Source organism: Magnetococcus sp. PR-3 (assembly GCF_036689865.1).
GTDB lineage: Bacteria > Pseudomonadota > Magnetococcia > Magnetococcales > Magnetococcaceae > Magnetococcus.
In genome coordinates this window covers 1-26876 of the sequence record NZ_JBAHUQ010000045.1, presented here as the reverse complement: position 1 = coordinate 26876, position 26876 = coordinate 1, and the positions used below count along the sequence as shown (strand labels likewise).

The window sequence follows — 26876 nt, the reverse complement described above, 5'->3', positions numbered from 1 at the left end:
TTTACTTAGCAACCATTTGAAATTTTTTGTACTTTAGAAGGTGTGCCTGCGCCTGATTACTCCAGCGATGGCATCATGCTTTTAACCTGCTCATAAAAGGCCTGCCGACCATTGTTTAGATCAGCCGTTTGTAGTGCCGCCATATGCTGTTGATAAAGGGGGCTTTGATCCACCCAAGCTGTGACAGCTTGAGTAAAAGCCTCTTGGCTGGGGACGGAAAAGGCCCAGCGACGCTGGCACAACGCCTCATAAACACTCTGTTCCTGGGGCATAATACCTTCACTGATATTCAACCAGAGCAAGGTACCACTCATGACGGCCTCGGCACAGATACCTGGACCGGGTTTGGTAAACAGAACATCGGCAGCCAAGAGCCAATCACTGAGATTATCCAGCCACAAGCGCCCCTCTAGCAGACCACTAAATTGGGCTTTCATAGGTTCAAGGTGGGCCAAGATCTGAGTGTTGCGGTAACAAAGCACCAGAACATGCAAGTCGGGGTCATCGGTGGGCAGATCAGGCAGCCATGTCAGCGGGCCTGTGCTGCCATAAGCATTAACGATCACCACTTTTTTCTTGTGCCCAATGTTCAAACGCTGGCGTGCCGCAGCTTTGGCTGATAATCCACCACCCCCCTCGAACCCCTGCCGCATGATTAGAGATCCTGTATAGATTTTTGGGGCCAACCGTTCCGGTGTAGCACACTGCTGAAGCAGATATTCCGTTGCCTCCATGGAAGGCGTATAGATCCAATCAGCCCCCTCATCTCCCCACTCTTTAAAACTGCCACCAAACCAGTCGGTCACACAGGTAAGGGTCTTTAGAGAGGGGGCCTCGGCCTTTAGGTAATCCAGTAACTGAGAACCCAGTGGGCAAAAGGAGATCACCATAGAGGGGTGGTAAGCTAAAATGAGATCTTGTGCCACGTGTTGAAAAATTTTACGGAACCAGAGTAGATCATGCTGTTGATTAGCCTGAGTCAGTTTAACATAGCGGCGCAACAGATCCAGGTTGTGTCGGGAGAGATACCGCCAAAAACCTTCTAGCCGACTGACAAATGATATTTTCTCTGCTAAATCAATCGGTACATAAGCTCTGCCTTCAGCCTCTAACTCGGCCGCGATGGCTTGGGTTGTGGTGTTATGCCCCTCCCCTAATGACCAAGTCAGCAGCAGAATTGGTTTAGGGGCGGGGTTGTCTGTAGTTACGACCTTCTTTGGTACCGCCACATAGCGCAAGATCTGCCCAACATGCTCCCGGTAGCTAAGGGTCACAAAACTCAGTAATAGCAGCTTCATGACAAAAGGGTCATCCATCACCGGGCAGACCACCCCACTCCCCTCCAGATCATCCAGGGTCTGGCGACAATCCAAACGAGGGCGACGTAGACTCATCTGCAACCAGGATTCACCTTGTCGGTTTAAAGGCTCTTTCATCAAAGGGAGAAGTGCCATTAAACGCTGATCATTAATCTGTGCGGCGTAGGTTTCAACGGCCTGTAACCAGGCGGCATAGGAGAGCTGTTCAACCGCCTCACCCAACCCCCTTAACTGGGTCAACATTTGGGGTAGTGTTGTGGGGTTAGGGTTAACCAGCGCATAGATCTTAGCCTGCTTCTGATCACGGTGACTTAGGGCAACCACCGCCTGAGCCACATAATCAACCGGGGCAAAATCTACATTCAAGGAGAGATCAAAAAAACGCCCCATGTTCAGGCTAGCCAGCAATATTTGGCTAAAAGCATCAGACAGGTTAAAGCCGGTACGGTTGATATCCTGTGCCGGGCCAATACCATTGGGACGGTAGATCATTGCTGGCAGCCCAGCTTCAACCGCAGCGCTAACCAGACGCTCAGCGACCCATTTACTCTGGGCATAGCCACCAAAGACCTCCAAAGAGGCCTCCGGTAAGGGGGATTCAGAAACCTGTTCTTGGATGGAATAATAGTCCGAATCAAAAACGGATGCGGTGGAGATATAATGAAGTGACTTTAACGATCCATGACACGCAAAGCGCAGGCAAGCCAAGGTGCCCTCAACATTAGCCGCCTGCAGCGCTCTATAGGGCCGTGAAAAATCCACCATAGCACCATTATGATAGATCACCCCAACCTGTTCACTTAGCCTGTTATAGCGTGATGCTTCCAGCCCGAACCGTGGTTGGGAAAAATCTCCACACAGCAGTTGCAGATGCTCTTTATCCTCTTCTTGCCAAAGATTATAGCGCTGCATATTCTCCTGTAGTCGCGCTAAGGCTGCTGTAGGATGATCTGCCCGAACCAGACAGGCAATGTGTGTTTCACCAGCATCCAGCAGGCTACGCAACAGGTAAGCCCCTAAAAACCCCGTAGCACCTGTTAACAAAACCCCCTTTGCAGAAGACTTGGGAAGAGTCGCTTTGCTCAGTGAACAGGTTATATCCTGGGGCAGGCGGGCATCCTTAGCCATGGTGGTGTAGATTGAGGTTTGCTGTGGGGTTTGGGTATGAAAAACCCCGTGCTGCTGGTAGTAGTCTATTTGCCCGGCGCAGCGTTGTATGCTGCTGTTTTCCATAACCACCTGTAAGGGCATCGGCACATCAAACTGCTCTCGAATTTGGGCCAATACCTGTACCAGCTCGAGAGAGCTCCCCCCCAAATCATAGAAGGGGGTGTGGATGCTAATACGACTACCCGCCCAAATGTCAGCAAAGATCGCGGCCAGCCTCTTTTCCGTGGTGGTGTCTGGGGCACAATAGGCGCCATCCCCGGTTGGCAGTTGACGACGCTGAGCCTGTTCTATTCGGTGGCTAAAGGTCTGCATATCTGCCGTAGAGAGCCAAAGCTCCCACTGCTTATGCACGTAAGAAGGTGGCGGATAGCCCCCTGCCCTAACCGACGATACCGCTTTGTGCTTGGGGGTCGTTGCGGGGGAGATAGTGGTCGCGTGGGCTTGGGGATCAAAGCTTAATGCAGCCAGATAGTCTGCCGAAAAACGCAGGGGGCTGTCGAGTTCAGTCACACCCTTTAGACGTGTCAGAAAACGTGCTACCGGCTCGTTCCGTACGGTGGGGTGGTAGATAATCTCAACCTGTGCAACCCCTTGTTGCTGCGCAAACAGACCTGCCTTGGCCAGCAGCCCATGCTCTACCCCACGCCCCAAGGCACGGCAACTTAAATAGAGTGACTCAACCATGGCACACTTTTGTTCAACCTTTACAACGATTGCCCCCACCAAACCATAGTGGCCAAAGCGATCTTGAAGGGTAACGGTCTCAACATGGCTGCTTTCAAGCCCAATTAACCCATGTAAGGCCTGTTCACTGTAGCGTTTACCAGCACTGTTAAACTGGTTGGTACGCTGGCTAAGCTGACTGACCCGTGGCACCTGAGCCGAACAGAGCGGCTGAAACGCCATCTCAAGCGCTAACCCCTCAAGAAACTCAGCATAGCTGGGGGCTTCATTCTGCCAACTGCCCCGGGCAACACTCTGTTGGTAAAAGTCACTGCGTATGCGATCCTCTGTGGTCACCGGTGGCGGATCCAACAACCATAGATGGTGAACAAAGCGCAGAATATCTGCTTCATCACTGGGTATACGCAGCCCTAATACCTCAGGACAATGGGCCGCAACATCAGCCAACTCCAGCGGGTTGTCATCCACAAATACAAAACTATCCAGACCCAGATCCAGCTCCTTAGCCAGAGCTTGAATGTTTTGTGCCTTGGGTGCCCAGTTGACCTTCATCCCCACAAAATGTTGACGTGCAAGGGGGAACTCTGGCCGCTGAGTAAAAACGGCCTCAATATCCTCAGCACTGTTTTTACTACAGAGGCAAAGCAGTACCCCACTGGCCCGTAATGCCAATAGTTTTTCATGAAAAAGATGCCGAGCTGCACTCACCTCTAGCCCCGCTGGCCCATCCTCCCCCACCACACCACGCCACAGGGTTTGGTCGGCATCCACCACCCAAACCTTAGCCGCCGGCCTTTGCCGACGGTAACAAAAACGGGCAATGGCTGTGGCTAACAGATTAAAATAGGCTGGCTTGTAGGGAATGGCACCTAAGCCATCCAGCGTCGGATGATGAATATCGGTCATGGGATAACGGGCTTGCAAAGCATCCGCCGATAACCAAGTAACCAGAGGATCATCCTTAAACGCCGTTGCCAATGCCCCAACAGCCTGGTCCTGCACAGCGCTTTGCGTACAGGCGGGATCCGGGCAGAGCATCAACACATACTCTGTGGAACCCGTAGCAGCCCGTGCGGTGTGCAAAGCCTGGATCAGCTCTGTAAGAGTGGCCTCAACCCCTGCCTCTTGCCAGTCGGTCAAACGTACCAGCAGTACATTGACCCCATGGTGGTTGTGGCGCATGGTGCTTGCTGGATCCAACAAACTCTGAAAAATCTGGTTAAAACCCGCCCAGCGAAGGTCTAGAGGCATATCCAGAGCCCGCATCCAGTATCGCAATGGGGGGTGTAACAGATCTGCCGTAAACGTTGCCGCCACAACCACACGCTGAGGCACCAACCCCACCTGCCCCAAAATCTCTGAGACCAAAGCCTCAGGCTGGCTGATAACGGCACGCAATAGTTGTTCAAACTGTGTGCAGAGTTTCTCTATCGCGTGTGCGGTAAAGAGATTCTCAGCATACTCCATGTTGAGTTGCATCTGCCCCGGACGCTCCACCAAGGTCAGTGCGAGATCAAAATCCAGAAAACTGCGCCCTACAGGTACAGAGTCAATAGGGGCACCAAACAGTGCCTGCTCCGGTAACTTGACATGGTTAAGAATAACCTGCACCAGCGGATGGCTGGGGGACCGGGCGGCTAACTCTGAGAGGTTGGGCGGCTCTGCTGACAACAAAGCGGCTACGGCATCTCTACTCTGTGCCAACAGCGTGCGTACCGAACTGGTTTCATCACTACGCAACGTCACCAACGATACCTTAGCAAAACAGCCGATAAGCTCTTCCCACTCCCTGTGCTGGCGGTTATGCAAAGGCAGGCCAATATTCATACGTTGTTGGCCATATTGCCCGCGCAGCAATAGATACAACGTACTTAAATAGAGCGTAAAAAGGGTTTGCCCTTGGCTACGGCAGAATTTTTGTAGTTCAAGCTGTAGCGATTCAGGTAAGGAATGGATGATCTGAGCCGCCGGATTTTTTAAAAGACGCCGTCCATCAGGTTTAAGGGGAAGTTCCAGCTCTTGGCGCTCTGGTGGCTCAAAGGCAGTTTGGGGGGTAGAACTATGTGCAACACCATCCTGCTTCGCTTCAAACCAAGCATAATCACCATAATGGTGGGAGAGGTGTGGCAAAGGCTCTCCCTGCCCTGTTTCCCAAGCCAAATAACAGTGGGACAACTGATCAAAAAAGAGCTGTAATGAACGCAGGTCCCCCATAATATGATGCATGCTCAGCATTAACACGGTGGACTCTGGCTGCTGAATCACACCCAAATGCCACAAGGGCCCTTGCTGAATATTCCAACTCAGATCCGCCCACTCCCTCTGACAACGCTGAGTAGCCTCACCCTCTTGTGCTTGCCACACCGTCAGTGAATAGGGCTGGGGATCCCGGATAGACTGCCTAATTTCATCCTGCTCCGCCACAAACCGTGTATTGAGTACAGGTTGATGGCGAATAAGCGTATCCAGCGCATAGCGCACAAGTTCAATGTTTAACGGACGTTGAATCTGCAGAGCGGCTGAAACGGCCAAACTCTTCTCTTCACCCGGCATACAGAGCTGATGGTTACGCCAATAGCGTTGCTGCTCAGCACTTAACGGATAGTTATGACTCAGCGGTGCCTTAGGAGGGGCTGTGTCTAACGCACGGCGTTGCGCATCCCCCTGCTCTTGCAGGTAGGTCACCAGCTTGGCTGGCGTGTCATACTGTGCCAGGGTTTCAAACGACAACCGCACCCCTAACGCTTGATTAAGCCGATTTCCCAGCATGGCTAAGCTTAAAGAGTCCAACCCAAGCTCTTTAAAACTACGCTGAAAATCAATGGCCTCTGGCTCATAATCAAAAAGTGTCTGCAGTTGGCCTATTAACCAAGCTTGCCACCCCTTATCTCCATCGTTGTGGTGTATAGATGACGCATCCAGGTCGATAGACTCTGTTTGTCCCTGCAGGTTAGCGAAGGATTTTACCTTAGAATAAGGCTCAGGCAGCCAGCAACGTGTACGGGCAAAGGGATAACTTGGCAGAGAGGAGAGACGACACGCCCGACCAGCTTGGCTCTGTTTTTCCCACACCACTTTTTCACCCTGCAACCACGCCTTCGCCTGCGGGGCCAAAACACCGTGCGGCTCTTCTGTCCCCTCACCAGCTAACCAGCGTTCCAACCCACGGGCTAACTGCTCCAGGTTATTGGCACAGATCACCAGACGGCTTTGCATGGCTACACGCCCACACTGCAAGGTGTAAGCGATATCTATGGGCCTTTGTTGTCCAGGTATGGCGTATTGATACAACCATGCTACAAACTGTTCTGCTACAGCCTGTAAGCGTTCATCATCTTTTGCTGAAAAGATAAAGGGATAAGGGGTGTGGAGGGTATCATCATCACCAGGCTCAAGCGCGGGTGCCTGTTCAACAATAAGATGGGCATTTACCCCACTGAAACCAAAGGTGTGTAAGGATGCCCGGCGGGGTCCATTCGTTACCGGCCAAGGTTCATGCTGGGGGTGCCAATAGAAGGGGGTACCTTGGGGCTTAATTAAGGGGTTTAAGCTTTTAAAGCGGGTTAAACCCGGTTTTATCCCCTCGCGTAAGGCAAAAATCACCTTAAACAGAGCCGCCATGCCCGATGCTGCCTCTAGATGCCCTACATCATTTTTAACGGAACTGATTTTACAGGGATCTTGTGGCATACCAACCTGGGTGAATGCCCGCTTTAGGGCCCGGAACTCCACATTATCCCCCATGGAGGATCCAACCCCATGGGCTTCAATATAGCCAGTTCCTGATGCCGACAAACCTGCCGCCTTGTAGGCCTCAACCACAGCTCGTGCCTGCCCTTTAAGATCTGGGGCGACCAAGGAGAAAGCACGTCCACTATGGTTCACGGCACTGCCCCGAATCACAGCTTGAATAGGGTCTCTATCCGCCTGGGCTTGCTTAAGGGGTTTAAGAAGTACCGCACCAACCCCTTCACTACGCACATAGCCATCGGCCTGTTCATCAAACGCACACATTGTACCTTTGTGGCTAAGCATGCCTGCATGATCCAAGGCAATGGTTGCAGCAGGCGTTAACATCACATTCACGCCCCCTACCAATGCCATTTCACAGCCACCCTGTTGGATCGCCTGCACCCCTCGGTGCAATGCAGTCAAAGCACTGGAACAGGCCGTATCAGAGATATCACTGGGGCCCTGGAGGTTAAAAAAATAAGAGACCCGGTTGGCCAACATGGCGCCCGCCATACCCGTGGCCAAAAAAGCATTTTTTTCCACCCCACTTTGGGCCAGCAGTTCACGGTAATCTTGGGTACTTACCCCTGCAAAAACGGCAACCTGACGTCCACCAAGATTATCCAGATGATACCCTGCATCCTCAAAAGCCGCCCATGCGGTTTGCAAAAAAAGCCGCTGTTGAGGATCCATATAGGCAGCCTCCTTGGGGGAGACCCCAAACAGAGCAGCATCAAACCGGTCCACATCGGTCATAAATCCCCCATGTTTAACACGGGTAGACTCCGCCTCCTCCTCAGGCTCACCAACAAAATCCTGCCAACGCCAACGTACTTTAGGTATCTGCTCAAACGGTGATGTTTGAGCATGTAGATTCTGCCAAAACTGCGTAAGGGTATCTGCCTGGGGTAGCCGGCCGGCCATCCCAATGATCGCAATAGGTTCATACGCTGGGCAGGCGTTTGGATCACTCATAGGGAGACCATATCACCCGCTAAAAAAGCCTCTCGACAGTCCCGGCGACGCACTTTGCCACTGGATGTACGCAGCACACTACCGGGTTTGAGTAAGACAATATGGGCGGCACTCAGTCCAAAGGTCGTAGATAGGGCCGATTGAATCGTCCGCATCAATACTTTGGGGTCAGCTTTGCGCAGAGCGGTACGTTCAATTTCTTGTAAAATAACCAGTTGCTCAGCCCCCTCTGTAGTGACAGAAAAAGCGACACCACCCGCCGGACGCAAGGCAGGGTCAGACTGTTCAACAGCCAACTCAAGATCCTGTGGGTAGTAGTTGCAACCTCGGATAATAATGACATCCTTTAAACGCCCAGTAATATAGAGCTCGCCATCCACACGAAAGCCTAAATCACCGGTTCGTAAAAAAGGACCCGTTCCATCCGCCAGATAAGCTTGGAAAGTTTTTTCAGTCTGTAGGGGATCATTCCAATAGCCCAGCGCTTTGTTCCCGCCCTGAAACCAAAGTTCACCCACTTGATCTGGAGTACACAATGTGTGGGTCTTTGGATCCACAATTAATAAACGGTGAGAACCATAGGTAATACCGTTACTCACAAACCGGTAGGTTTGATCAGATGTATCGGCCGCCAACGGCACCACCTCATGCCGGGTTAAGGCTTGCGCATCTACCCGGCAGGTGGTCACCGGGTACTGTTTATCCCGCCCCGCCATAAACAGGGTCGCTTCAGCCATACCAAAGCCAGGGAAAAAAGCATTTTCATTAAAACCACACGGTCCAAAATGGTCCGAAAATTGTGCTAAGGTCTCCGCCTGCACCGGCTCTGCCCCCACCATGGCTTGCTGCCAACAGCTTAGATCCCATGATTCCATCTGTTCAGGGCGAATTTTTTGGGTACAGAGTTTATAAGCAAAATCCGGTGCCCCGCAGGAGGTAATGCGATAGCGAGAAATTGCCTGCAACCAGCGCCTGGGTCGCTGTAAAAAATGAAGGGGCGACATAAACATCATGGGCACCCCCAAAAACATGGGCTGCAACATCCCCCCCGTCAGGCCCATATCGTGATAAAAAGGTAACCAGGAGAACCCTTTTTCCTCATCAATATCATTAAAAGCCGCCTGCATAGTACGGGCATTATCGATCATATTATCATGACTAACCACCACCCCTTTGGGCGCACCTGTAGAGCCTGAGGTATATTGCAAAAAGGCCGGGGAATTGCCATCAATATCCTTAGAGGGATCAAGCCCTATCCCCTCTTCCAACGGTTGATCCGTAGCCAACCAAGTGAGCTGCCGTAGAGGGCTGTCTGCCGGATATTTTTCACGTAACTGTTTAATAAAGCTGCCACTACCCAACGCCAAAGAGGCCTGACAGGCTTGCTGGATACCAAGCCACCGCTCTAAGGTAGCGCGGGGTTCGGGTAGAGGTACAGCGATCATTCCAGCATAGAGCGAACCAAAAAAGGCGGGGATAAAATCTAAACCAAAGCCATAAGCCAAAAGTACCCGATCACCCGGAGATCCCTGGGCCAACAACAAACGGGCAATAGCACGGGCCTGCTGGTCAATCTCTGCATAGTTTAAGCGGTGGGTAACATTCTCACCATCACCTAAAAACAGATAGGCTACCTGATCCGGGGTTTTCTCGGCTCGCTGGCATAATATTTCTATAAAGTTGGTATATTCTGGTGAAGCGTCATTAGCGTTCATGGAAAAATATCAGTCCTGAATTCATCGTATTAATAGGTCTGGCTAAAAAGCTGTTCATGATGAATGGGGATGAATGCTTAATCTGCAATACATGACCTAGAGGGGCATTATAATACCGTGAACCGACTGAATGGCCTATCCATTTTTTAGTCTATCAGCCATTTGTTGCGCTTTACATGGGTTCCTTTGCACCCTTGCTGATTGAGTGCTAGGATCGGCGGGTAACCGCAAAAAGGTAATATTTTTAAAGTTTATGCCCTGAGGAATGAATGGCACAACATATTTTAGTCACGGGCGGCGCAGGATATATCGGCAGCCATACATGCAAAGAATTACATGCACAAGGCTTTACTCCCATCACCATAGATACACTGGAGACCGGTCATCCAGAGGCGGTCATGTGGGGACCCCTTATTAAAGGAAATATGGGAGATACTTCGCTCATTAAGAAGGTTTTTTCCGACTATAAACCCCTGGCGGTTATGCACTTTGCAGCCTATTCCCATGTGGGGGCATCCATATTCGACCCTCTTAAATATTATGACAACAATGTCGCCAACACACTTTCACTTTTGCAGGTGATGGAGCAGTTCGCTTGCCGTACCATTATTTTCTCAAGCTCTTGTGCAACCTATGGCATCCCTACTCAAATCCCCATTCCCACCACTCATCAGCAGATGCCCATTAGCCCCTATGGGTGGAGCAAACTTATTATAGAACAAGCTTTAAGAGATCTCCATCAAGCCAAAGAGTGGAAGTATGGCATTTTACGGTATTTCAATGCCGCAGGTGCGGATAAAGATGGGGTGTTGGGTGAAAACCACCAGCCAGAAAGCCATTTAATACCCTTGGCATTTCAAACCATACTAGGTAAACACCCCTATCTTGAAGTTTTTGGGGAGGACTATCCAACCGCGGATGGCACAGCCATTCGGGATTATATTCATGTCACGGATTTAGCCACTGCCCACGTCGCAGCCTTGCAAAGCCTACTGACCCACCCAGGTAACATATGTACCAATTTAGGCACCGGACAGGGTTACTCTGTACAGGAAATCATTTCAGCTGCAGAACAGACCTCTGGCAAATCTTTGCCTGTTCGCTACGCTCCTCGTCGCACAGGTGATCCGGCCATATTGGTTGCAGCCTTGGATCATTCCCCCTCTTTTCTACCCAACTGGCCTCAACATTCTCAGTTAGAGAATATCATGCAAACAGCTTGGAATTGGCACAACCGCTGATTTCTCTAGGCACTATACAGCTTACAAAACACTTACCCAATAAGATGAAGAGCAAAAGGCCAAACCGATGCCCTATAGAGCATGCTTTAGTGTGCTGGCGCACTCTCTTTTTGCGCACCCAACTGGGGATCTACCTGTAAAAAGGATGTGTGATGTAGGGGCGTTCTCTTAAGTTTCAGTAATATTTTTGACAAATTTTCTAAATCCGTAGCCGTGACCTTATCCCTCATTCATTTATAACAGGAACAAGCCTACCCAATGGTTGACTGAAGAGATTCAGCCGATGCTTTAATGTCCACCTGAATTATTCCACCTAACCATGGCACTTTCAGTCTACTAGTCGACATATGCCCTGTTTTAAGTGAGGCTTCTCGCCTATGATAGGGCTATTCTTTATCCTACACCTCATCCAGCATATGACTGTCGATAACTCTGCACCCCTAAGTTTTTCCAGCTAAAAAGACCTCAACCACACAGCCAGGATGGCTCTTTATTCTACCTATTAACACAGCACACCACTTACCGACTAGTTGCTGAGCTTAGCTATGCATGGTGAACATCGCCCAGACAATCATCAAATAAGAATTAGGTTGGCATAGTGTTGGTATAGGTGGCCAAATGTAGTTGGTTACTCTTAATTAAAAACAGCTCCCATATGGCCAGATCCATACTGTGATTTTGCCCTTCCCATTTACGCCACGCCCGCCCTTTACGGTGAATTAATACCGCCGCACCTTCCTGGGTTAATCCGGCAGACTTTCTGGCCTGTTTTATCTGTTCTGGGGTAGGTGTATCCAATGTTTTCATCTCAATCTCGTTTATTTGGGTTAGGAATAAAATAAGTAGGTCAAAGCCCACTCTACCTCTTTAAAAAATAATGGTCTGCAAACATACGACGAAGATGATCATAAACGTTGTTGTTCTGCTTATTTGCCCCGCTGGTCGGTACTTTTACCAAATAACGGCTGTAAGGCAACCAGTTACGCCTAAACAACAACATCCCAGGCTGTAGTCGTCTGTGTTTTTTTTCTGTTCAGCTGTTTTACCCAACCCAATTATTGCCTGAAGTATCTACACGCTTTCCAAACAGAGTTCAGATACTCTCACTACAATAAGCCTGAATGCCAACGCATAAAACACCTGACAGAAATTTTCCATCATATCAAGAGATGTCGATCTTTACCTGAGATACAAACCGTTTATCAAGCAAGGGATGTGTACGGGTACAAGCGATGCATCCAACAAGGGAGCTCTGGCAAGGCCTTAGATATTCATTCACCACAACACTAGAAAGAGCATGAGTGGAGCCGGTCGGGGTCGTACGAATCTCCTCATCATGCACACAACGCACTCTCTCAACGGAGCTATGGCCCCAAAAAGGATGGGTTTTATATACGGATCTCCTAAAGCTCCGTCATCATACAGCCTCCCTTCTCCCAGACGCTGCAACACACATGCGCCCAGACTCAACCCATTACACCCCCTGGTGCCTAATGGGGGGTATTTGTTAAACTGCCTACTTTGATATCTTATTGGAGGCTTAATAATGCCCTACCCCATTTCAGCCATGCCTATGGTGTTTTTACTGTCACTCTGCACCTGGATGGGATACACCGCACCACTTTGGGCTGAAAAGGGACCAGAACAAACCACCAACGCAGCTTTCTGTAAGCCGGGCGAATACCGGGCGGACGGTCACGGTATTGTGGGTGACTCCTTTTCTGATCCAGATTACCGAGTTAAAAAATCAGAGAAATGGCAAAAACAGCCCATCCGCTACGGACAGTGGGCCAAAGGTGCTGACTTAGCTCTGACACTGGATCAGCACCTCTATGCGGCGCTTACCCCTATTGTGGCTCGGTTTGCCAAACAGCAAGGTATTGAAATTGTACTTAAGGAGGGCACATGTGGCGTGTCTCAAGGCTTACTCAACCGTAAACGCGTAGATCTTGCTGGTTTTTGCTGTCCGCCCGCAAAAACAGACCGTCTTCCCGGCTTAACCTTTCACACGCTCTCCATCTCATCCTTGGCCATTGTGGCCTCTGTCAAAAACCCCATTGAAAATCTCACACAAAAACAGGTTAGGGATATTTTTCAAGGTCATATTTCCGACTGGGGGCAGATAAAAGGCTATCAGAGCGGGCACCTAAACAATCATGCTGTATGGCCTGTTGGGCGCCTACATTGTACCATTCGCCCTGGCCACTGGCGGCGTATTTTGGCCGATGAAAATCTCTTCTCCCCTCGGCTTGATGAAGCGGGGAGTATTCCTGAAATGATCCAAAAAGTAGGCCGTTATCCCAATGCCGTCGGGTATGAGGTACTTTGGGATGTTATTCAATTTGGCGGGCCAAAAAATCCGGTTAAGGTTCTCAAGGTTGATGGTCTTCATCCCAATGATGATCAAGCATTAATTGAGGGGCGCTACCCCTTTTATCGCACCCACAGTATCGCCATTTGGACCCCTGAAGCAGGCCAGAACCCCCATGCAAAAGCCTTGATCACTTATTTGAATGATAATCTCTCTACACTACCTAAAAAATTTCACCTGATCTCTTCTAACAGACTCCGAAAGGCTGGTTGGAATTTTCGTGGTGAAGAGCTGATTGGAACCCCCAAATGAGAGCACACCACAAGCTCTCTATCATTCGTTTTTGGCAACAGCGGGTTCCCCTCACCCTTAAGGTGCTGGTTCTGCTGGTCATGGTTGGTATTCTCTCATGGAACGTACTCGACCATATGCAAAACCGCTGGGCCAGCAAGCTTTTTACACAACAGTTGGAAGATACCCTTGAACGCCGTTTCAGCCGTAGCCTAACCCAGTTAAAAGGCTATTTACGTCAGCAGAAAAAAACGACTCAGCTCTTTGTGCAACATGCTCAACTGGTTAACTATCTACGTATTCGCCATGATTGGGGCTGGGGAGAACAGCACCAACTTAAAATCCATGAACGACTCCCCTCCTGGCTACCATCCTCTGCCATGATTCGGGATTTTACCCGCAGTGCCAGCTTTTTGCTCCTGGATGAGGATTATCACATGCAGGAGCTGTTCACCAACGGTCGGCGCGATTTAGATAAAAACTACCTGACCCCCGAACTGCTGGACTATTTGAGTGAGGGGGGACCATCTAGCATTACTCAATCCAACGGGGTACCGCTCTTTATTGCTGCAGAGCCTGTGCGAGATGCCATTGGCGAAACCATGGGAGTGCTGGCGTTAATTCTGCCACTGGATGATCGTTTTCTTATCGATTTTACCCGTCAGTTCGATCTGGAAGGTATTCAGGTTTTTATTGATGAGCAAGAAGAGCATGTCATTGCCAGCAGTGACCCCCACACGGTACCGGTGGGTACCGCCATGGCCCAGCTGGCACAAACCTACCTCTTTGTTGGGCAGGATTTCTTTAATTACGCCTTTTCATCAGAAATGACCTTTCAGGTGGCAGCCCTTATTCCACGCTCTGCGGTGGATGATCTTCACCAACAAATTTTAAAAACAGGCCGGACAGAGAAAATGATCTCGACCCTGGTCTTTATTGCCACCTTTGTGCTGATCCTCTTTTGGTTGTCTGGTAAGTTAAAACGACTCTCCTACCAAATTAATCGTTTTTCAGAACAAAACCTTGGGGTTCAACTGGAGGTTCCCAAAAGAGGGGATCAACTTTTTGCGTTAAACCATCTTTTAAACCGCTTTTCACTGGAGATTACCCGCTCTCGTGAAGGGTTAACCCAAGAGTTGACAGAGCGTAAGCGGACTGAAAAACTTTTACGTGAAAGTGAAAATCGATACCGTAATTTGCTGGATAATATAACCGATTGGGTGTGGGAACTGGATAAGGATGGCAATTTCAGTTACAGCAGCCCTCGGGTCTCGGATCTACTTGGGTTTAAGCCTGACGAGATTATGGGTAAACCACCTCACCAATTGATGGAGCCTGAAGAACGCCACCGGGTCGAGCAGCTGTTTGCAGAAATAGCCAGCCGTCAACGCCCCCTTGAGGTTTTTACCAGTAACATGCTACATGCTCAATCGGGTCGTCATGTGATTTTAGAGACCAATGGCGTGCCCTTTTATGATAACCAAGGGCACTTTAAAGGCTATCAGGGGATCTCACGGGATGTCACGCTGCGCCACCATTATGAAGCCTCCTTAAAGCAGGCCAATCAACGTTTGCAAACGGTTTTGGATGGGCTGGATGCCATGGTTCGGGTGACAACCCTGGATCAAAATGAGAGCTTTTTTATCAATGCCATGGCCAACACCCGGCAGCAAAGTCTACCTTGTGCTCAGCATCATCAATCTTTGCATATGGAACCTGAGCTTAGGGATGCCTTGTGCAACGATACCGTACTGGTAGGTCCTGAAGGGGACCCCCACCGGGGTATTTCCGGTGAATATTTTCATCCCTCAGAAAAGCGCTGGTATGCCGTTCGCGTACTGGCCATTCGCTGGGTAGATAATCGGTTGGCGAGACTAGAGAGCATTACTGATATCACCGAAAAAAAGGCCTTGCAGGAATCTTTAAGGCACCTAAAAAATAAGCTGGAAATTGAAGAACGCAAACGTTTGGGTAACCTGCTGCATGAGAGCATTGGTCAATCACTTCAAGCCATTAAACTTGGCTTAGAGATGAAAAGCCTACCTGCCGATCAAGCAGGTATCAGCTTAAAAGATGAAGTAGCTGAACTGCAAGATGCCATTGGCCAGTTACGGGATATTACCACTGTTTTGCGTCCCTCTTTTTTAGAACGCATGAATTTGGAAGAGGCCATGCGCTGGTGGTGTCACCGGTTAGGGCGCAACTGGGAGGGTGAGCTTGAGCTACATGCCTCTGGTAATTTTGATGGACTAGATGCCGAGATCACCTACAATCTGTTCCGTATTCTGCAGGAGGGTCTGACCAACGCCTTAAAACATGCCCAGGCGACAACGTTACGGGTGGAGCTACAGCATGTTGAAGGAGAAGGCATTACGCTTGTCGTGGCGGATGATGGGGTGGGTATGGATCTGGAACAGGCCCGTCGTACAGCCAAAGGGTTAGGACTTTCCATTATTTCTGAACAGGCCGAACGCCTGGGCGGCACCGCTCAATTTACCACGGCTCCTGAAAAGGGGCTCACCATATCGGTAAGGGTACCGGAATGATACGAATCATCATGGCTGACGACCACACCATTTTTCGCCAAGGCCTGGCCCATCTGTTAAGTGCACATAGTGAGGTTGAGATTATTGGTGAAGCCGGACGTGGTGATGAAGCACTGGAACTGATCCGTTCCTTAAAACCAGACGTCGCCTTATTGGATATCTCCATGCCCGGTTTAAATGGGCTAGATGTGGTTAAACAGGTTGTCTCTGAGGGACTAACTACCCGGCTTTTACTGTTAACCATGCATGATGATCCAACCTTGGCGATTAAGGCTGATCAGGCCGGTGCATTAGGATATGTGGTGAAGGATAATGCCTTTTCTGAACTACAGGATGCCATTGCGGCTGTTGCTGCAGGCAAACGTTTTATCAGTGCGGTCGTCGAAGAGAAAGTCAATGAATTAGAGCGGTTGGATGACCTACCCGTACAGCTATCTCCCCGTGAAAAAGAGGTGGTTAAACTGGTCGCCGAAGGACAAACCAATAAAGAGATCGCACGGACCTTGGGTATTAGCCCTAAAACAGTGGATACCCACCGTACACGACTTATGCGTAAGCTTAATCTACATACCACGGCTGATGTGGTGCGCTACGCCATGCGTATGGGGTTGGTTTAGCGATCACCCATAAAAAAGTAAGATAAGCGCTTGCAAGCTGTACAGAGTAAAACTATCGTGATGGGTGGGTGTAGAGGGGTCTGGTGAGCATTTTTCAACCAAGCCCTATTTCGATGACTTTTTTTAGCTCGATATAGGTTGTAATGGATATTCAACGCATTGAAGAAGGGGATCAGATTGCGCTGGTCCTAAAGGGAGAGCTGAATCATTTTGCACATCAGCCCTTTATGAAGTCTATACAGACACTGCAACCAAACCATACGTGTACGATCCACATGGATATGGTCAACACCATAGACAGCGCCGGATTAGGCATGTTGTTGGTTTTGTTTGAGCAGATGGGTAGTAAGCCTAAAAAGGTCAAGCTGTGCAACCCGACCCCTCAGGTATCAGGTGCCCTTAAAAACAGTAACTTCTTCTCCCTGTTTGAAGTTCGGGATGATTGCCCCATCCGCTGATCCTATATGTGCAAATGGCTACAGACGTTTTTCCATGACAATTTTTAAATGATCTAAAGAGAGCTTACCGGCCACCTGTTGCATGGCTTGCTGAGCCATATCCTGCTGCATAGGTCCTAGGTAGAGACGGGTTAAGCGTCCATCATAAAAAGAGCGTTGTACAAACTGATCAGGACTAATGGCCAGCACATTACTTACCTGTAGCTTCATCTTTGCCAGTGCCGTCCGGTTACTAAAACTCCCCAAATAAACCAATTTCTTAGACAAATCACTTGCCAACCGTTTGGTCCGTATAACCTGCACAGGTTTCAGTTTAATACGTGTAACGTGGTTTGCAGACCCTTTTGATAACGGATGGGTCGCGCGATAGACCGTTTTCTTAACCTGCTTAGGCTGTGGGGAAAAACCAGTTGGCTGCGTTGCGTGTGTAGAGACTTGGGCTAAAGCAGCCCCTGCTGCCGGCTGTAACCACTGAGCCATATAAAAAGACTGATAGGAGACAGGTGGCATGGCAGGTTGAGTGTGAAGTTTACGCCCCAGGTAAGGGGAAGCTTCCACCACAGGCTCTAAGGTTTGATCTTCAGCCGTGGTTGAATTGTACGTACTCTCTAACGGCTCTGATGAAACCGTTGAAGCATGAGCCGCCCCCCTCTCCCCATCCTTAACAAGCTGGGCCTCTTCTTCAGAAGGTGGCACTTCATCTATTTTATTGACAGAATTCGACTTTGCCGCTGCGGACACAAAAGTGGCGATATCCATGCGGTTATGCTGCAACCAAGAGTGTTGTGAATTCTGAGAGGTCACATCCGAAGTAGAGAGGGCACCACAGTGCACGCTATAGCGGCTTTTAACTTTGGCCATCTCTTTAAAAGCCTGCTGATGCTGCATGTACCGGGAATTAAGGTGGGTTTCGGACAGAATACGGGCATCCTCCAGCACCTGAACCAAAGCCTCTTGCTCTTTATACTGAGTAATTTGAGCCTGAATACTCTGAAGGTGCTGCTCTGCCCTATTCAGCCGTTTTTGAGCCAGATCCACCTGCTGGTGATGATTTTCCAGCACTTGGGCACCCTGCTCACACTCCTGTTTCTGAAGCTCCTGGTCTGGGAATAACTCAGAAAAGACTTGGTTTAGAGGATTTTCCACCCCATAAGCTGTGCTGCCATAGGTCAGCATAAGCGTCAAAAAAATTCCGCTTTGTAACCTGACTCTCGGTTTCATGCCATCACCCAGTCCCATTGGGTATCTCCCGCTTAATATGCCGGATATCATCCATGATCTATTGACCCTCTAAGAGTTATAGAGATGGGGTTAAACACCTTCATAACCTCTCTTCTTCTAAACGTTGCACGCTCTACGCCAACTGCTCAGACATCGCCACATACAAACCATTACAGTAAACATTTATTTACATATGGAAAAGAGTGAACATTTCTCTTCCTCACCCTAAGGCGCAAACGATTGACTACAGTAGACTGTAAATCAGCCGCGTTGTTTGTTGTGCAGGTTAGCAATATCAAGCACCTGTAATATTAGTAATATTTATATTTTTTACTGAGTTGGCCCAAGCTCTGCCTTGTAAATAGGGTTGGATACACAGGTAACCCCAGCAACCTAAGTATCCTGGTTAGCAAGGATGTTAACCATGATAGGCAAGGAAGCCCCTTTTTACTCAGATGAGGGGTCCAACCATGCAAGAACTGCTACGCGCCCTACACAAACCCATTTTATGGGCAGCCTGCATGAGTATTGGGGTTAATTTGCTGATGCTTATTAGCCCCATATACATGATGCAACTGTTCGACCGGGTTTTAACCAGTGGTCACCATGCCACCCTCTACAGTCTTATGGGGTTAGCTCTCGTGGGTGTAATTACCCTGGGTGTTCTAGATGCCTTAAGACAAAACCTGATGGCCCGTGCAGCCAGCTGGTTGGAACAGATGGGCAGCCAACAAGTGGTTGCCCATACCATTCAAGGAAACCCTACCAGCGTTGATGGTCTACAACACCTGGGCCGTATTCGAAATTTTTTGTCCAGCCCCGGTCTGTTTGCCTTGCTCGATACCCCGTGGGTCTTCTTTTTTGCTCTAATTTTAGCTTGGATGCACCCATGGTTAGGTCTTGCAGCCATTATTGGGGCAGGTATGTTGCTCACCATCGCCTTGCTTACGGAGCTGCTCAGCCGTCAAAGCATTGCCCGGACACAAAACCTACAAAGCGAAAATGCCCAAATTTTAACGGCAGCCATGCAAAGTGGAGATGCCGTTAAAGCCATGGCCATGACCCAGCCCATTCAAGATCAGTGGATAAGCCGTATGACGGAAGCTTCCCACTGGCAGCGTGTTACAGCAGAACGTGGCGCACTGCTGGGGGGGGCAACCAAAGCGGTTCGTATGAGTATTCAGATCATTGTGCTCTCTTTGGGAGCTGTCTTGGTCTTACGCAATGAACTGAGTGCAGGCGGTATGATCGCCGCATCCATCATGCTTGGTCGTTGTCTGGCCCCGATGGAGCAAGCGATTGGGGGTTGGCGTAATTTTATCTCTGCCCGCCGTGCATGGCAGCAACTGGCCAAGCTACCTTCTAACCAAGCCTCGCTTAATAGCATGGCTCTGCCCAAGCCAAGTGGTGCCATACAGCTCGATGCATTGACCTTAAACCGTGAGGCTGGCCAAGCCCCCATCCTGGAAGATCTGACCCTAACCCTTGAGGCAGGCAGTGTACTGGCCATTGTGGGTCCTTCTGGCAGTGGCAAAAGCAGCCTTTGCCGCCTGTTGGTTGGGGCCACAAAACCCAGCACTGGTCAGGTGAGTTTTGACAACCGTCCGGTAACAGGCTGGAACTCCGATCAATTGGGAGCCTGGATTGGCTATCTGCCTCAAGGCGTGGAGTTACTGCCAGGAACCTTAAAAGAGAACATCGCCCGTTTTAACCCTAAGCTTGATGAAGCCAAAGTGGTCTTTGCCGCTCAGTTAGCGGGGGTTGATGGTTTAATCCGTCAGCTTCCTCAAGGCTATGAAACCCCAATCACCCCTGGGCACCCCCTACCCCTTTCCATGGGCCAACGACAACGTATTGGTCTGGCCCGAGCCCTTTATGACAACCCTAAATTTCTAATCTTGGATGAACCCAATGCCAATCTGGATGCCGAGGGTGAAGCGGCTTTGGTAAAAGCCATAGAAACCGCCAAAGGCATGGGGCAAACCGTAGTGGTGGTTACCCACCGCCCTGCTTTGATGGCGGTGGTAGACAAAGTGGCCATTTTGCATCAAGGCCGTCTGCTCCGCTACGGTGATCGCAACGCCATACGTCGCCCTGTGGCGGTACCGACCCAATCTGCCCCAAATACACCTTCTTCTCATGCTGTTACTCAGGCCGTAGGAGCAACCCATGTTTAAGAGATCATCCGAACACCAAACGGCCTCAGCCACCCTTCATTTAAAGCAGCTTATTCGCCTACCTCTGCTTGGGGCTGTGCTGGTGGTTGTACTCTTTTTTGGTTTGCTGGGAGGCTGGTCAGCCCAAGCTCCCATTGCCAGTGCGGCCATTGCACCCGGCGCCATTAGTCCAGAAGGGTACCGACGCACGGTACAACACCTGGAGGGCGGTATTATTCAACATATTCTTGTTGAAGAGGGAGAGATGGTCTTTGCCAACGCCCCCCTGGTTGTTCTGGAAGATACCCAGGCTATGGCAACCTATCGGATTCAAAAAAACCGCTACCAAGCCCTCAAGGCCATGGAGGCTAGGCTATTGGCAGAGTCCCGATCCCAACAAACCATGGCATGGAACACTTATGACTATACCGAGGCGGATGCCACCCTCCAAAAGGATCAAGAGAACCTCTTTCAGGCTCGCTTAGCCTCCCACCAAACTCAGCGCCGTATTTTGGCCAAGCGCATTGCCCAGCTCAATCAAGAAATTGTGGGGTTAGAGGGGCAAATTAAAAGTAAAAACCGTCAAATGTCCTTAATCCGCCAAGAGATCCGTGGTGTTCGCCAGCTCGTAGAAAAGGGTTTGGGCAAACGTCCCCGCTTATTGGCCCTGCAACGCAGTCGTGCCCAAATTGAAGGTGATCTAGCCGCCCAACAAGCCGCTGTTGCTCGTGCCCAGCAAAGTATTGGCGAAACTGAGATGAAAATTCTTAACCTGGAAACCAGCCGCTGGGACCAAGCCGCCAAGGAGCTTGGAGAAGTTCGCCAGCAGCTTGCAGATCTGGCCTCACGCTTAACCAATAGTTCCGACATCTTACAACGAACGGTCATAACAGCCCCGGTTGCTGGCCGGGTTTTTAATCTGCGGTTTACCACCAATGGTGGTGTGATCAAACCGGGTGATGCTGTCTTGGAAATTGTTCCCCAACAGGAGATCTTGTTGGTCGATGCCCGCATTAATCCGAGCGATGTTGATGTCGTCAAACCCGGACTACAAGCTGAAATCACCTTGAATGCCTACCCCCAGCGGAATCTCCCCCGCTTAAAGGGTGTGGTACGCAGTATCTCTGCCGATTTAATCATCGAACCCAACTCAGGACAGAGCTACTACCGCGCCCGCATTGCTCTAAGTTCAGAGAGCCTGCAAGCACTGGATGAAGAGATTGAACTGTTACCAGGAATGGCCGCAGACACCCTGATCTTTACCGGTAGCCGAACCTTACTGGCTTACCTGACTGAACCTTTGATGCAAAGCCTATATAAGAGCTTTCGTGAAAGCTAAACACCTATAAAAACTCGGGGTTCCCCCCTTTAAGAGGAGCATGACCATGCGTGACAACCCTTATCAAGCCACAACAGGCACTGGCCTGGATGCACTCATTAAAATCATCACCTCAGATGAACGATTAAACCAACGTATTGAGGCGGAAGATATTGATGCCGGAGCTGCTGCAGCTGATGCGATGAATGCACTGATTATTGAGGCCATTCAAGCCACAGGCGTTGCCCAAAATGGACGCATTAGCACAGCAGATGTTCGCCAAATCAATCAGTGGCTTCAAGAGGATCAATCTCGACAGGATCAATGGACCGAGTGGCATGGTGATGATGAAGGTGAGGAAGAAACCGGTTTTCACCTGGAGCAAAATGATGGAGCCAACACACAACTCTATGGCCGAAACGCCGTAAATACAGTTGCAGATGGCCTCTACCATCTTGGTTTTGATGTGGAAGGTGGGCGTCTACTCAATGAAGATGGCAACAAAAATGCTCGTCTTAGTGATGTTGCCAACTGGCTAGATGATCTGCTGGCCGACGATCTGGCAACCGATACTGCCAGCAGTCTGTTAATCCATTCAGAGGTTCCCTCGCCCTACTTTAACGCCACCACAGACAGCGGCTTAGACCAGCTGATTGACATAATTAACGGTGATAACCGGCTAGAACAGCGTATTTCTACAGAAGAAATACACGATGGTGCTGCCGCAGCCGATGGCATGAACAGCATTTTGCTGGAGTCCATCCGTGCGACTGGTGTTGCCTATGATGGTGATCTAAACGCTGCAGATATTCGTGCCATGAACCATTGGATCCGGGATGAAAACCATACCGATGCAGAAGGTACCAGTTATCTAGAGAGATGGACCCAACTACATGGGGATGATGAAGAGAGTGGTGAAGAGACCGGTTTTCATCTGGTACAAAATGATGGCGCAAACAGCCAGTTATTTGGGCGGAACGCGGTTAATAGCGTGGCTGATGGTATCTACCACTTAGGGTTTGAAATTGAGGGGAATAATCTACTCAACGAAGATGGTAACCGTAACGTACGCTTAGATCGAGTTGCTGATTGGTTAGAGGAGTTACTTAAAGATGATTTGCTGGAGGCCACAAATAATGCTTCAGAGAGTATTCTTATTGATACAACGGTGAATGATCCTACTTTCCAAGCCACAACAGGAACGGGGCTTGATCAACTTGTAGAGATTATTAATAACGACGCAAGGCTCAATCAAAAAGTCTCTACACTGGATATTGAAGAAGGCGCTGCGGCTGCGGATGCCATGAACAGCATGATTATTGATGCTGTTAAGGGTACCGGTGTTGCGGTAGATGGCGATATTAACATCGCCGATGTGCGAGATATCAACCACTGGCTACGGGATGAGAACAACACCATTGATGGTGAAACCACCTACCTGGAAGCCTGGACCACCCAGCACGGAGACGATGAGGGGGATGCAGAGACCGGCTTCCACTTGGTACAGAACGATGGTGCAAACAGCCGACTGTTTGGCCGCAACGCCGTCAATAACGTCGCTGACGGGCTCTACCACCTGGGCTTTGAGATTGAAAAAGGGCGTTTGCTTAATGAAGATGGTGACCGTAATGCCAGCCTCTCTCAGGTTTCTGACTGGCTCAATGAGCTACTCAAAGAGGAGCTTTCTGCCAACCAAGAAGAGAGCCTACTGGTCGATAAAAACACCGACACCCCCTATTTTGAAGCCACTACAGAAACCGGACTTGATCAGCTGGTGGAGATCATTACCAGCGATGAACGCCTCAACCAAAAAATCTCGACCAGCGACATAAGCGAAGGCGCTGCGGCTGCAGATGCCATGAACAGCATGATTATTGATGCCATACGTGCAACAGGAACTGCCTACGATGGTACTTTAAATGTAGCAGATATGCGGGATATCAACCACTGGCTACGGGATGAGAACAACACCATTGATGGTGAAACCACCTACCTGGAAGCCTGGACCACCCAGCACGGAGACGATGAGGGGGATGAAGAGACTGGCTTCCATCTGGTACAGAATGATGGGGCTAATAGTAGTCTGTTTGGACGTAATGCCGTCAATACAGTCGCTGATGGCCTCTATCACCTAGGTTTTGAAGTGGAACGCTATAACGTTCTTAATGAAGATGGTGACCGTAATGCCAGCCTATTTAGCCTCTCCAACTGGATGGAGGAGCTTTTAGGGGAGGATTTAGCCCAGGCCTTGGATGCACCTAAAGAGAGCCTGCTTATTGATGGTTCAGTTGAAAACCCTTACACCACCGGCACCACAGATACGGGTTTAGACCAACTGGTAGAGATCATTACATCTGATAGTCGTTTGAACTACAAAATCTCTACTACTGAGATCCAAGATGGGGCCGCCGCCGCTGATGGTTTAAACCATATACTGCTGGATGCCATTCAAGAAACACAGACTGCAACAGATGGCAGCTTTGACCAGGAGGATATGCAGGCCATTAATGCTTGGATTCGTGATGCAGAAAACCAAGATGCAACAACAGGTGAAACCATTTTAGAACAGTGGGTTTCATTGCATGGGGATGATGAAGGTACGGGTGAAGAGACCGGTTTTCATCTCGTACAGAATGATGGTGCTCATAGTCGCCTATTTGGTCGTAATGCCGTTAACACAGTTGCGGATGGTATTTACCATATGGGTTTTGAAATTGAGCGGGGTCGGCTGCTCAATGAGGATGGCAACCGCAATGCCAGCCTCGACAGTGTGGCCAGTTGGTTAAATGAGCTACTAGAGGAAGATCTGAACAACAGTGAATCCGCGCTATACGACGTAGATAATCTGCTTAACTGACCAGACACCCATGGGGGGTGTGGCAGTACCCCCCATGGTCCTCTTAACCACACCACAAAAATGATTTAAGCGTATATTTTATCTATTTCAAGTGATCATATAGGTTTAATTTCTAACTATTTTCCAGCATATCGTTATTCAAGCCTACCCACCGTACACAGCCCACCCAGGCAGCTTTGGCGCACGATGGTAGAGAGGTATGACATAAAGCCTGGTATTAGCTCTTCGCACCCACAGGAATAATACTCCTATCTTTCACCTAACCAGCCTTTTGCTCAGATCACTTATTGACTCCACATGATCAGAAACAAGCCCTACACTCTCATTTCCTAAAAGATCTCATAGCCTTGAAACGTTACGTTTATTTATGAGGTTTTTCTTTCAATCACATGCCAGTAAACCTTTTAAGTATCTTTCTGCACGTGACCTAAATGTGTAGATTTGATATTGCTTCCCTTACCGTAGAAGGCGCGGCCTATTATTCCGTTTTTTTCTTTTATTGTGACGTTTCAACACAGTGAGCATACTTAACTTTAAACCGTTTACCAGCAGGCTTAGAGCCGTGGTCTTTTTACCCCCTCATTGATTCTGTGCGTATAGGCAAACCATCTTACGCATACCACCATTTTTAATGATTTGGAGCCTCTATCATGTCAACCTCACGTTTTGTAAGTGCGACAACGATTCTCCCTGTTTCAGATGCCCGACAAAGTGCGCACTTTTATGCCGATAACTTGGGGTTTACGATCTTAGGGGTGTGGAAGAGCGGGAAGGATAGCTACTATGCCTCTGTTAAACGGGATCGTGTTGTTCTGGAATTTGGAGAGGGCCGACCGGAGCATGTGGGAAGTGGTGTCTGCCATATTGAGGTTGAGAACCCTGACCTCCTTTATCAACAATGCTTGAGCAAGCCACTGGTTTTAGTTGGTGACTTGGCAGACAGAGACTATGGTGAACGAGATTTTAGGGTTCGGGATAACAGCGGAAATCTATTAATTTTTGGTACACCTTTGGCCGATAAAGATCAGCTTTTGGCCCAACAAAACCTGCTTTAACCCAACATGGCGAAAATAATAACCCCGAGTATAATCCGATAGAGCACAAAAGGGGTCATGGTCTGTTTTTTCAACCAACCGAGTAGCCAATGAATAACAACAAATGCGGATAATCCTGATACAACAAAGCCGACCAATAGAAATTGGATCTCATCTGCTTGCATATCATGACTAAGCAGATCCTTAAGGTCGAGCAGCGCGGCTAAAATACCAACAGGAATAGCCATAAGAAAAGAAAAACGGGCCGCAGCTTCGCGGGTTAGCCCAAGCATGAGCCCTGCCGTCATCGTCACACCAGAACGGGAAGTGCCTGGGATAAGGGCAAAAGCTTGGGCAATACCGATTAACCAGATCTCTTTCCAACTAAGTTTACTACCATCCTCACTACGCCTACCTTTTTGGTCAGCCCACCAGAGGAGTAGGCCAAAAAGAATGGAGGTTGTGGCGATGATCATGGGATCACGTGCAGCGGTGGAAAACCAATCTTTAAAAGCCAAGCCAACCAGACCAACAGGAACGGTAGCAACGGCCAATTGCATAACCAACCGGCTTTGGCCATCTGTTTTTTTCCAGCCCATGGGGTTTTGAATCAGGTCGATACTTCCATGCCACATTTGGACGACCTCTTGGCGGAAGTAGAGCATAACGGCCAGCAAGGAACCTGTATTAGCGGCGACATCAAACACCAACCCTTGATCTTGCCATCCAAACAGATATGGGGTAAGGATCAGGTGCCCTGATGAGCTGATCGGTAAGAACTCTGTGAGGCCTTGAATCAGCGCTAAAACTGCCGCATTGAAAAGATCCATGTGCTTTCCTTATGATGGGGAAGCCTGTAGTGGCCACCGCTCAAGGTGGGCACAGTCGCAAATCGTACACCAACAATCAAGGAATTGAAATCATGGCTCAAGTAACTCTTTCTGTCTCTGGCATGTCTTGTCAGCACTGTGTTAAGGCTGTAACGGAGGTGGCCATGGAGATTGATGGTATTACGGCGTGTGACATTGATCTTGAAAAAGCGACTGTTACTTTGACGTTGTCTGATGGGGTTGATGTTGATGCGCTGCAAGCCACAGCTTCTCGTGTTATTACAGAAGAAGGTTATACGGTACAAGGATAATGACCTTCTACTTAGCTGAAGCGAACTCATAGCCTATGTTCCCAGCTCGCTTTACCCCCCTCGGAGCAAACGATTAAAAGGGATTGAGGG

15 protein-coding genes are annotated in these 26876 nt (G+C 49.4%); 10 read left to right on the top strand and 5 right to left on the bottom strand.

Going from position 1 to position 26876, the window contains the following annotated elements:
- Positions 1–56 precede the first annotated feature (56 nt).
- Entirely contained in the window at positions 57–7880 is a 7824-nt protein-coding gene (locus tag V5T57_RS19195; protein ID WP_332892880.1) for a thioester reductase domain-containing protein, read from the bottom strand.
- Positions 7877–9595, bottom strand: a complete 1719-nt coding sequence (locus V5T57_RS19190; RefSeq protein ID WP_332892879.1) for a fatty acyl-AMP ligase — start codon at positions 9593–9595, stop codon at positions 7877–7879. The genes V5T57_RS19195 and V5T57_RS19190 overlap by 4 nt, the downstream gene beginning before the upstream one ends.
- Before the next feature lie 269 nt (positions 9596–9864).
- Between V5T57_RS19190 and galE the strand changes: the two genes are divergently transcribed.
- Complete coding sequence (gene galE / locus V5T57_RS19185; protein ID WP_332892878.1) at positions 9865–10836, top strand: UDP-glucose 4-epimerase GalE; 972 nt, start codon at positions 9865–9867, stop codon at positions 10834–10836.
- A gap of 585 nt (positions 10837–11421) precedes the next feature.
- Here galE and V5T57_RS19180 read toward each other — a convergent pair.
- Positions 11422–11643 carry a helix-turn-helix domain-containing protein gene (locus V5T57_RS19180; protein WP_332892877.1) on the bottom strand — a complete coding sequence of 74 codons (222 nt, stop codon included), beginning with the start codon at positions 11641–11643 and terminating at the stop codon, positions 11422–11424.
- A gap of 739 nt (positions 11644–12382) precedes the next feature.
- Between V5T57_RS19180 and V5T57_RS19175 the strand changes: the two genes are divergently transcribed.
- From V5T57_RS19175 to V5T57_RS19160, 4 genes are all read left to right on the top strand, one after another.
- On the top strand, positions 12383–13459 hold the full coding sequence (locus V5T57_RS19175) for a substrate-binding domain-containing protein (protein WP_332892876.1): 1077 nt from the start codon (positions 12383–12385) through the stop codon (positions 13457–13459).
- The gene (locus tag V5T57_RS19170; RefSeq protein WP_332892875.1) at positions 13456–15984 is read left to right on the top strand and encodes a PAS domain-containing sensor histidine kinase; all 2529 of its coding nucleotides are present in this window, start codon (positions 13456–13458) and stop codon (positions 15982–15984) included. The genes V5T57_RS19175 and V5T57_RS19170 overlap by 4 nt, the downstream gene beginning before the upstream one ends.
- Positions 15981–16601 (top strand): response regulator, encoded by a 621-nt coding sequence (locus V5T57_RS19165; RefSeq protein WP_332892874.1) that lies wholly within the window; start codon positions 15981–15983, stop codon positions 16599–16601. The genes V5T57_RS19170 and V5T57_RS19165 overlap by 4 nt, the downstream gene beginning before the upstream one ends.
- A 143-nt stretch (positions 16602–16744) precedes the next feature.
- Positions 16745–17059, top strand: coding sequence for an STAS domain-containing protein (locus V5T57_RS19160; RefSeq protein ID WP_332892873.1), 315 nt, complete (start codon positions 16745–16747; stop codon positions 17057–17059).
- Positions 17060–17077: 18 nt separating this feature from the next.
- Here the strand turns inward: V5T57_RS19160 and V5T57_RS19155 are convergent, their stop codons facing one another.
- Positions 17078–18298 carry a hypothetical protein gene (locus tag V5T57_RS19155; RefSeq protein ID WP_332892872.1) on the bottom strand — a complete coding sequence of 407 codons (1221 nt, stop codon included), beginning with the start codon at positions 18296–18298 and terminating at the stop codon, positions 17078–17080.
- A 452-nt stretch (positions 18299–18750) separates the two neighbouring features.
- On the opposite strand from V5T57_RS19155, the gene V5T57_RS19150 reads away from it, so the two are divergent.
- The 4 genes from V5T57_RS19150 to V5T57_RS19135 all read left to right on the top strand — a co-directional run bounded on the left by V5T57_RS19150 (position 18751) and on the right by V5T57_RS19135 (position 25666).
- The gene (locus V5T57_RS19150; protein WP_332892871.1) at positions 18751–20457 is read left to right on the top strand and encodes a type I secretion system permease/ATPase; all 1707 of its coding nucleotides are present in this window, start codon (positions 18751–18753) and stop codon (positions 20455–20457) included.
- Positions 20450–21775 (top strand): HlyD family type I secretion periplasmic adaptor subunit, encoded by a 1326-nt coding sequence (locus V5T57_RS19145; RefSeq protein WP_332892870.1) that lies wholly within the window; start codon positions 20450–20452, stop codon positions 21773–21775. Before V5T57_RS19150 ends, V5T57_RS19145 begins: the two co-directional genes overlap by 8 nt.
- Before the next feature lie 46 nt (positions 21776–21821).
- Positions 21822–24611 carry a hypothetical protein gene (locus V5T57_RS19140; protein WP_332892869.1) on the top strand — a complete coding sequence of 930 codons (2790 nt, stop codon included), beginning with the start codon at positions 21822–21824 and terminating at the stop codon, positions 24609–24611.
- Between the two features lie 650 nt (positions 24612–25261).
- A complete protein-coding gene (locus tag V5T57_RS19135) occupies positions 25262–25666 on the top strand; it encodes a VOC family protein (RefSeq protein ID WP_332892868.1) in 405 nt (134 codons plus the stop codon).
- Here the strand turns inward: V5T57_RS19135 and V5T57_RS19130 are convergent.
- Positions 25663–26475 (bottom strand): undecaprenyl-diphosphate phosphatase, encoded by an 813-nt coding sequence (locus tag V5T57_RS19130; protein WP_332892867.1) that lies wholly within the window; start codon positions 26473–26475, stop codon positions 25663–25665. The two genes, V5T57_RS19135 and V5T57_RS19130, sit on opposite strands and share 4 nt — an antisense overlap.
- A gap of 92 nt (positions 26476–26567) precedes the next feature.
- On the opposite strand from V5T57_RS19130, the gene V5T57_RS19125 reads away from it, so the two are divergent.
- Complete coding sequence (locus tag V5T57_RS19125) at positions 26568–26786, top strand: heavy-metal-associated domain-containing protein (protein WP_332892866.1); 219 nt, start codon at positions 26568–26570, stop codon at positions 26784–26786.
- The last annotated feature ends 90 nt before the right edge of the window (positions 26787–26876 follow it).